Here is a 2901-nt window from a genome sequence, read left to right on the forward strand (position 1 = left end):
CATGGGGAAAGAGGCGCTTCGCTCGCGCTGTGTCGCCCAGGGCGCCCCGAGTCACCCCACAGCACGTCTACAAAGCGATCACAGCGTAGCGTAATCTCTGCGCGGCCCTGGGGTTGGACCCGGCAGTGAGGTCATCGTGCCGGCGTTCACCTTCATCTCCTCCTCGCAGGCGGCCCAGCGCCTCGGCGCGGTGGCCGTGCCGGTCGACATCGACCCGGGCACGTACTGCATCGAGGCCACCGCCGCGGCGGCCGCGGTGACCCCGCGCACTCGGGCGATCATGCCGGTGCATATGGCGGGCCAGGTCTGCGACATGGACGCCCTGGCGAAGCTGTCCGCGGATGCCGGGGTTCCGCTGATCCAGGACGCGGCGCACGCGCACGGTGCGCAGTGGCAGGGTAAGAAGCTCGGCGAGCTGGGCTCGGTGGCGGCGTTCAGCTTCCAGAACGGCAAGCTCATGACCGCCGGCGAGGGCGGCGCGGTCACCTTCCCCGACGCCGAGCTGTACGAACTCGGCTTCCTGCGGCACAGTTGCGGGCGGCCACGCACGGACCGCCGGTACCTCCACCAGACCTCCGGGTCGAATTTCCGGCTCAACGAGTTCTCCGCCGCGGTCCTGCGTGCCCAACTCGGCCGCCTGGCCAGCCAGATTGACACGCGTGAGGAGCGCTGGCCGGTGCTGGCGGGCGCGCTTGCCGACATCCCGGGCGTCGTCCCGCAGGGCCGCGACGACCGGTGTGACCGCAATCCGCGCTACATGGCGATGTTCCGGTTGCCCGGGTTCAGTGAGGAGCGCCGCAACGCGTTCGTCGACGCCCTTGTGGACCGCGGGCTGCCCGCTTTCGCCGCGTTCCGGGCGATCTACCGGTCCAACGGCTTCTGGGAGACCGGCGCCCCGGACGAAACGGTGGACGAGATCGCGAAGCGCTGCCCGAACACCGAGGCGATCAGCGCGGACGGCGTCTGGCTGCACCATCGGACGTTGCTCGGCACCGAAGAACAGATGCACCAGGTCGCGGCCATCGTGGCCGAGACCCTGGCCGAGCTGTGAGCCGAGGCGAGACCGGCAACCCCACGCGGACTCCGCTGCGGGTCGCCGTGGTGGGGCTGGGCTGGGCCGGCCGGTCGATCTGGCTTCCCCGGCTGCGAGAACACCCGGAGTTCGTCGTGGTCACGGCCGTCGATTCCGATTCCGGGGCCCGCCGGGCGGCGGCCGGGGCCGGCCCGGGCCTGGCCGTGCTCGCCGACGTCGACGAGATCGACCGGACTCAGGTCGACCTCGCGGTCGTGGCGGTGCCCAACCACCGGCACGCCGACATCGCAGCCCGGCTGCTGAGCGCCGGTATTCCGGTTTTCCTGGAGAAGCCGGTGTGCCTGAGCTCGGCCGAGGCCGACCGGCTCGCGGCGGCCGAGTGCGCGGGCGACGCCATCCTGCTCGCTGGGAGCGCCGCGCGGTACCGGGCGGATGTCAGCCGGCTCTACGAGCTCGCCGACGGGCTCGGTGCCATCCGGCACGTCGATCTCGCCTGGATCCGGGCCCGGGGCATTCCCGACGCCGGTGGCTGGTTCACCCGGCGGGACCTCTCCGGCGGCGGAGCCCTGGTAGACCTCGGCTGGCACCTGCTCGACACCCTCACCCCGCTGCTGGGCAGCGTCCGTTTCCAGCAGGTGGTCGGGACGATCTCGGACGACTTCGTCAGCGACGGCTCCTGGGCGGCCTCCTGGCGTCACGACGATGGCACCGGGCCGGCTGTCGGCGCCGGCGGTGACGTCGAGGACACCGCACGTGGCTTCCTGGTCACCGAGAACGGGGTCTCGGTGTCGTTGCGGGCGAGCTGGGCCTCGCACGAGGCCCGGGACGTCACCCTGATCAACGTCGAGGGTGCCGCGGGCACCGCGTCGTTGCGCTGCACGTTCGGTTTCGGCCCAAACCGGCAGGATCGTTCGGTTCTGACCCGCACCCGGGCCGGCGAGACCGTGGCGGTGCCTGTGCCCGACGAACCGATCGGGACGGAGTACCGCCGCCAGCTCGACGAACTGCCCGCGCTGCTGGCGGATCCCGCGTCCCGGGGCGGGCGATCGAGGAGGTCCGCCCGACCATCGCCGCCATCGAGAGATTCTACGACTCCGCGCGCTCGCACCGGTCCGTCGCGCCGCTCGCGCACGCGGCTCGCTGAGGTCACGCATCCACGACTTGTGTCACGAATATCGAACGGCACCCAACGTCGAGCCCGGGGGGCACGTGGGAACTGAGCTGAAACCCTGGTCGGCCATGACCACCACCGGGACTGGGGCGGGGACGACCATCGGGACCGGTGCGGCGTCCGGAACACGGAAACGTGCGGTCATCTTCGATCTCGACGGGGTGCTGGTCGACAGCTTCGGAGTGATGCGGCAGGCGTTCACGATCGCCTACGCCGAGGTCGTGGGTCCCGGCGAGCCCCCGTTCGAGGAGTACAACCGGCACCTGGGACGGTACTTCCCGGACATCATGCGGATTATGAATTTGCCGCTGGAGATGGAGGAGCCGTTCGTCCGCGAGAGCTATCGGCTGGCCCACCAGGTGGTGCTCTTCGAAGGGGTCGCCGCGCTGCTGCGGAGCCTGCACGAGCGCGGCCTCGGGCTCGCGGTCGCCACCGGCAAGGCGGGTCCACGGGCCCGGCACCTGCTGGGTGAGCTCGACATTCTGCCGATCTTCGATTATGTCATCGGCTCTGATGAGATCGCCCGTCCCAAGCCGGCGCCGGACATCGTGAACCGGGCACTTGAGCTGTTGGGCGTGGCGCCGAATGAGGCGATGATGATCGGGGACGCGGTCGCCGACCTGGAGAGCGCGCGTGCGGCCGGCGTGATGGCGGTGGCCGCGCTGTGGGGCGAGGCGGACGGCGCCGAGCTGGTCGC

The 2901-nt window shown here is 70.9% G+C and carries 1 protein-coding gene and 2 pseudogenes; all 3 read left to right on the plus strand.

Annotation, left to right across the window (positions count from 1 at the left end):
• Window positions 1-109 precede the first annotated feature (109 nt).
• A pseudogene (locus tag AC08ON_RS12475) lies at window positions 110-1051 on the plus strand (DegT/DnrJ/EryC1/StrS family aminotransferase); the annotation flags it as partial.
• Window positions 1048-2177: pseudogene (locus AC08ON_RS12480) on the plus strand (Gfo/Idh/MocA family protein). The pseudogenes AC08ON_RS12475 and AC08ON_RS12480, both read left to right, overlap by 4 nt.
• Window positions 2178-2272: 95 nt before the next feature.
• Window positions 2273-2901 (plus strand): HAD-IA family hydrolase (locus AC08ON_RS12485; protein ID WP_476617019.1); only part of this gene is annotated, 629 nt, incomplete at its 3' end.

The organism is Frankia sp. CoWAU3 (assembly GCF_977971855.1).